Source organism: Pseudomonas sp. NPDC087598, assembly GCF_044743525.1.
In the GTDB taxonomy this organism is placed as follows: domain Bacteria; phylum Pseudomonadota; class Gammaproteobacteria; order Pseudomonadales; family Pseudomonadaceae; genus Aquipseudomonas.
On sequence record NZ_JBIUWQ010000106.1, the window covers coordinates 1 to 5,650 of the forward strand.

The 5,650-nt window shown below is 58.0% G+C and carries 4 protein-coding genes and 1 pseudogene; all 5 read right to left on the minus strand.

Going from position 1 to position 5,650, the window contains the following annotated elements; genetic code table 11:
- Positions 1–668: 668 nt before the first annotated feature.
- A complete protein-coding gene (aceA, locus tag ACIOWE_RS29210; RefSeq protein ID WP_401398401.1) occupies positions 669–1,994 on the minus strand; it encodes an isocitrate lyase in 1,326 nt (441 codons plus the stop codon).
- A gap of 476 nt (positions 1,995–2,470) precedes the next feature.
- Complete coding sequence (locus ACIOWE_RS29215) at positions 2,471–3,223, minus strand: secretin N-terminal domain-containing protein (protein WP_201237673.1); 753 nt, start codon at positions 3,221–3,223, stop codon at positions 2,471–2,473.
- A gap of 293 nt (positions 3,224–3,516) precedes the next feature.
- Positions 3,517–3,942, minus strand: a complete 426-nt coding sequence (locus ACIOWE_RS29220) for a GNAT family N-acetyltransferase (protein ID WP_007964849.1) — start codon at positions 3,940–3,942, stop codon at positions 3,517–3,519.
- Positions 3,935–5,104, minus strand: a complete 1,170-nt coding sequence (locus ACIOWE_RS29225; RefSeq protein WP_401398404.1) for a JmjC domain-containing protein — start codon at positions 5,102–5,104, stop codon at positions 3,935–3,937. The genes ACIOWE_RS29220 and ACIOWE_RS29225 overlap by 8 nt, the downstream gene beginning before the upstream one ends.
- A gap of 86 nt (positions 5,105–5,190) precedes the next feature.
- Positions 5,191–5,650 (minus strand): annotated as a pseudogene (locus tag ACIOWE_RS29230) (adenylosuccinate lyase); the annotation flags it as partial.

Genomic DNA, 5,650 nt, shown 5'->3' on the forward strand with positions numbered 1-5,650 from the left:
TGAGTCCTGTCGCTTCGGGCATGCTGGAAAACCTTAACCGAGAGCAAAGGTCTCGGAGCTTGATAAAGAAATAAGGCAGTGACGATATGTCGCAGCAATCAATCGCGCTGATTTTATGGCTAAACACCCTGCAAGTAAAATTCCTATAGCGAAATTATTTATTGGAATAAGGACATAGCGCACCTCCGATGCCCTGCAGCCCATGCGTAGCGGGCATTAGCCGGGTTTACGTGAATTATGTTTTGTAGGAAACGTAACGAACATAGTTGCGGCTAAATGATAATTAATATCGTTTGGAGTGGTTTTGTAACTGTTTAACGGGTTGGCAGTTGGGAAGTTGTCTTACTTGCACATTACTGCAAGTAGCGACGGCGCCCGTTTTACCCGATTTTTCTGACGCCGATACCGCTCTGGATCAATGTTTTGTCTCGCCGCCGACGCTTTTCCTGTGGGAGCGAGCCTGCTCGCGAAAGCGGTGGATCAGTCAGCGCATTTGCAAGCTGACAGAAAGGCTTCGCGAGCAGGCTCGCTCCCACAAGGGATTTGTTGTGTCTTTGAGATTCCTACAGGCAAAAAAACGCCCCGAACCATTCGGGGCGTCAGTTTTTCGGCTCTGCGGTTAGCTTTCTATACGATCCGCAGAGGCCGTTTGCTCAGGCGAAGCAGAATCAGTGGAACTGTTCTTCTTCAGTCGAACCGGTCAGTGCGGTTACCGAAGACGAGCCACCCTGGATCACGGTGGTCATGTCGTCGAAGTAGCCGGTGCCCACTTCTTGCTGGTGAGCCACGAAGGTGTAACCCTTGGCGGCGTCAGCGAATTCCTGCTCTTGCAGCTTCACGTAGGCAGTCATGTCGTTGCGGGCGTAGACGTGCGCCAGGTTGAACATGCTGGGCCACATGTTGTGAATGCCGGCCAGGGTGATGAACTGGTGCTTGTAACCCATGGCGGACAGTTCGCGCTGGAACTTGGCGATGGTCGCGTCGTCCAGGTTTTTCTTCCAGTTGAAGGAAGGCGAGCAGTTGTACGACAGCAGTTGGTCCGGGTATTCCTTCTTGATCGCTTCAGCGAAGCGACGAGCCTCGTCCAGATCCGGCTTGGCGGTTTCGCACCAGATCAGGTCGGCGTAAGGAGCGTAAGCCAGGCCACGAGCGATCGCTTGATCCAGACCTGCACGAACCTTGTAGAAACCTTCCTGAGTACGTTCGCCAGTCACGAACGGCTGGTCGTACGGGTCGCAATCGGAAGTCAGCAGGTCAGCGGCGTTGGCGTCGGTACGAGCCAGAATGATGGTCGGCGTACCGGCAACGTCAGCAGCCAGACGTGCAGCGGTCAGCTTCTGTACGGCTTCCTGAGTAGGCACCAGTACCTTGCCGCCCATGTGACCGCATTTTTTCACGGAAGCCAGTTGGTCTTCGAAGTGAACGCCGGCGGCGCCTGCTTCGATCATGCTCTTCATCAGCTCGTAGGCGTTCAGCACGCCGCCGAAACCGGCTTCAGCGTCAGCCACGATCGGTGCGAAGTAGTCGATGTAGCCGTCGTCGCCCGGGTTTTTGCCGGCTTTCCACTGGATCTGGTCAGCACGACGGAACGAGTTGTTGATGCGCTTGACCACGGTTGGAACCGAATCCACCGGGTACAGCGACTGGTCCGGGTACATCGATTCTGCGGAGTTGTTGTCCGCAGCAACCTGCCAGCCCGACAGGTAGATTGCCTGGATACCGGCCTTGACCTGCTGAACAGCCTGGCCGCCGGTCAGGGCGCCCATGCAGTTGACGAAATCTTTCTCTGGACGGAAGGATGGCTTGGCACCCTGGGTGACCAGGTTCCACAGCTTCTCGGCGCCCATTCTTGCAAAAGTGTGCTCAGGCTGAACCGAGCCACGCAGACGGACGACGTCAGCAGCGGAATAAGTGCGAGTCACGCCTTTCCAGCGCGGGTTTTCAGCCCAGTCTTTTTCAAGGGCTGCAATTTGCTGTTCGCGTGTCAGTGCCATGGAGATAAACCTCGTCGCGTCTTTATGAAAAGTTGTTCTGCGGTGGAAAATTCCTGCGCTCGCTGACCAGAAGCTTAGGTGGTCAGGTCGGGTTCGGCGGGGGAGGCGACGGGATGAACGATGGGCTCGAGGGGAAGTGAGCAGGTAAAGGCGAAACTGGCGGGCGCATTCGGGCGTCGTGGGCCTTTATACGAACTACAGTGTGATGCCGGGTTACCTAATTACGCTTCCGTCCCTCGGGACAACTTCGTTCCAGTCGGCAACCTCGTCAAACACACCTTGTGGGCGGTACAGACACGAAACGGTTCGCGGGGGTAGGTGCGAACATCGCTTCGAAGGCCCTTGCCAGGGCCTCTGATTAGCGGGAGCGAGGCCATCATGCCTTCGCTTTTTTGCCTCGTCAAACGTTTTGTAGTGCTTTTTTTCAAGCACTACATCTTTCGTCTAATACGACTAATCAGTCAGTTTTCGGTGCTTTAGTCCAAGGCATCGACTTTGACCCGCAAGGTCATGTCATCCCGGCCTTGAGTCGAGTAGCTGCGGGCCAGGCCCTGTTTGTCAGCCTGAGTCTGGCGATTCACGCCGGCCAGTGTGATCCATTCACCCAGGCGTCCGCTGACTGTTGTGTCGGTGCTTTGCACGTTCACTACATCGGGACGTTCCTGGCTCATGCGGTCACGGTTGGTACTGATCGCCAGATGAACGATGTCGCCGGTGACGCTGGCGGTGACATAGAAACCCTGGGTGACGTTGCGGTATTGGGTCTGGCTGCTGTAATCGCCGTAGGAATTGCTCTGGCTGCTGGTGATTGGCACGCTCTGGCCGACCTGGATCAGCGCCGGCATGCCGTCAGTCGCTTGCACTTGCTGCACGCCGCCGTCGCGGCTGGCGGTACTGCGGCTGATGATGCGCGTCTGCGCGCCGTTGACTGAATAACCTTCGTCGCCACGACCGTTGTTTTCGTTGGTGTCGACCGTGATCAGCAGGCGTTTCGGTGCGGTGTCGAGCTGGGTGATCAGTGCCTTGAGTTCTTGAATCTTGTCCGGTTCGGCCTTGATGATCAGTTGATTGCCATAGGCGCTGACCTGACCGTCCTTGCCGAGAAAGTCTTGCGCCATCGGCAGCATGTCGGTGCTGGTACGGTAATTGAGAGGCACGATTTCTGTGGCTGCCATCACCGAAAAACTGCAACCGAGCAGCAGGGTGGTGAGCAGGGTGCGTAGGGACATGTCCGTTATCTCCGCTTTCGAAAGGCTTGATATTGCCAGTTTGTCGGCCCGGGGTGGGGCAAGTTGAATCGTAGACAGCAAAACGCCCCGGCATCCGAAAATGGCGGGGCGTTTTGAGGGTGTTCACATACCGCTTTTTGTGGCGAGGGAGCTTGCTCCCGCTGGGCTGCGCAGCAGGCCCCGCTTTTCCTGGCGAAGAGCGAGGGCCGCTTCGCGCCCCAGCGGGAGCAAGCTCCCTCGCCACAGGGTTTCATGGGCCACAGAATCGCCAGAGATCAGAGGACCTCTGCCAATCAGGCTGAATGGCGAACCATGTCGACATGCGGAATCCCGGCTTCGAGGAATTCCTCGCTGACCAGGCTGAAGCCCAGGCGCTCATAGAACGCCGTGGCCTGCACCTGCGCGCTGAGCATTTGCTCTTTCAAGCCGCGCGCTTCCGCTTCGGCAATCACCGCTTGCATCAGCGCATCACCGACCTTCATCCCGCGCCAGTCTTTCAGCACCGAAACCCGGCCGATGTGCCCGTCGGGCAACAGGCGCGCAGTGCCAATCGGAAAGTCGCCTTCGAACGCCAGAAAATGCACCGCAGTCGCGTCATCCGCGTCCCATTCCAGCTCAGGGGGTACCGATTGTTCGGCGATGAACACCGTTTCACGAATGCGCCGGATCTCGGCGTTGTCCTTTTGCCAGTCTGCGACACGTACGCGAATCTTATTCATCGGCGAACCCCAGGCTGCCTTGCTTGACCAGTTCGCACAGCAGGCCACGACCGTCTTCATCGTTCAGCCATTCACCGAGGTTTTCGGTGTGCAGGGCATCGGCGGCACAGATCAGCTTCAGCAATTCGCGCAGTTTGCCCGGCAGATAACGGCTCTGACCGCTGGCGAACAGCAGCAGATCGTCGTCGACTTCCGACCAGGCCAGACGCGCGCTTGGGTTGCGGATCAGTATCGCGCCATCCTGCAGGGCGCTGAGGAAGTCTTCTTCCTCGACTTCTTCCGGACCGACTACCAGTTCCGGGTAGCGCGGCTCGGTCATGTATTGGCCGAACCAGGTCAGCAACAGGCGTTCGTCGCTCATGTGTTCGGCGAGCAGGCTCTTCAGGCGATCCAGCGCGTCATGTTGAATCTGGTGCGGATCGGCTGCTGGCTGCGCGTCGGCATCGGTGTAGCGCTCTTCGTCAGTCAGGAACTGGCTGAGGAAGTCAGTGAAGTGGGTCAGCACTTCAGAGGCGCTCGGTGCGCGGAAGCCAACCGAATAGGTCATGCAGTTGTCGACCGCGACACCGCAGTGGGCCAGACGCGGCGGCAGGTAGAGCATGTCGCCCGGTTCCAGCACCCACTCTTCGGTCTCGTGGAATTCAGCGAGGATGCGCAAGTCCGCGTGTTGCAGCAGCGGGCTCTCGGAGTCGCACATCTGGCCGATTTTCCAGTTGCGCTTGCCGTGACCTTGCAGCAGGAACACGTCGTAGTTGTCGAAGTGCGGACCGACGCTGCCACCCGGGGCGGCGAAGCTGATCATCACGTCATCGACGCGCCAGCTCGGCAGGAAGCGGAAGTTTTCCAGCAGCTCGCTGACTTCCGGGACGAACTGGTCAACGGCTTGAACCAGCAGGGTCCACTCTTTTTCCGGCAATTTGCTGAATTCGTCTTCAGCGAACGGGCCGCGACGCAGTTCCCAAGGGCGCTCGCCGTGCTCGATCACCAGGCGCGATTCGACTTCTTCTTCCAGGGCCAGGCCGGCCAGTTCGTCGGCGTCGATCGGGCTTTCGAAGTCAGGAATCGCCTGACGGATCAGCAGTGGCTTTTTCTGCCAGTAGTCGCGCAGGAATTCGCGCGCCGTGAGACCGCCCAGAAGTTGAAGAGGAATATCGGAATTCATATGTAACCTATTGAAAAAAAGCACTTTTCAGACGGGAATAAAAACGCCCGGCGCGGCCGGGCGTCTCAAACGGGTCAAGCGGTCGATCAGATGCGTTTGGCTTGTGCTACAGCGTTGCCGATGTAGTTGGCCGGGGTCAGTTGCTTGAGCTCTGCTTTCGCTGCGGCTGGCATGTCCAGGCCGTCGATGAAAGTCTGCAACGCTTCAGGGCTGATGCCCTTGCCGCGGGTCAGTTCTTTGAGCTTCTCGTACGGGTTTTCGATGTTGTAACGACGCATCACGGTCTGGATAGGCTCAGCCAATACTTCCCAGCAAGCGTCGAGGTCAGCGGCAATCTTCTGCTCGTTGAGCTCCAGTTTGCTGATGCCTTTGAGGCTGGCTTCGTAGGCAATCACGCTGTGGGCGAAGCCGACGCCGAGGTTGCGCAGTACGGTGGAGTCGGTCAGGTCGCGCTGCCAGCGGGAGATCGGCAGTTTGCTCGCCAGGTGCTGGAACAGGGCGTTGGCGATACCCAGGTTGCCTTCGGAGTTTTCGAAGTCGATCGGG

Bases quoted from the DNA above. Each gene is read 5' to 3' on its own strand.
- aceA (WP_401398401.1), bottom strand. From the start codon at position 1,994: ATGGCACTGACACGCGAACAGCAAATTGCAGCCCTTGAAAAAGACTGG.
- ACIOWE_RS29215 (WP_201237673.1), bottom strand. From the start codon at position 3,223: ATGTCCCTACGCACCCTGCTCACCACCCTGCTGCTCGGTTGCAGTTTT.
- ACIOWE_RS29220 (WP_007964849.1), bottom strand. From the start codon at position 3,942: ATGAATAAGATTCGCGTACGTGTCGCAGACTGGCAAAAGGACAACGCC.
- ACIOWE_RS29225 (WP_401398404.1), bottom strand. From the start codon at position 5,104: ATGAATTCCGATATTCCTCTTCAACTTCTGGGCGGTCTCACGGCGCGC.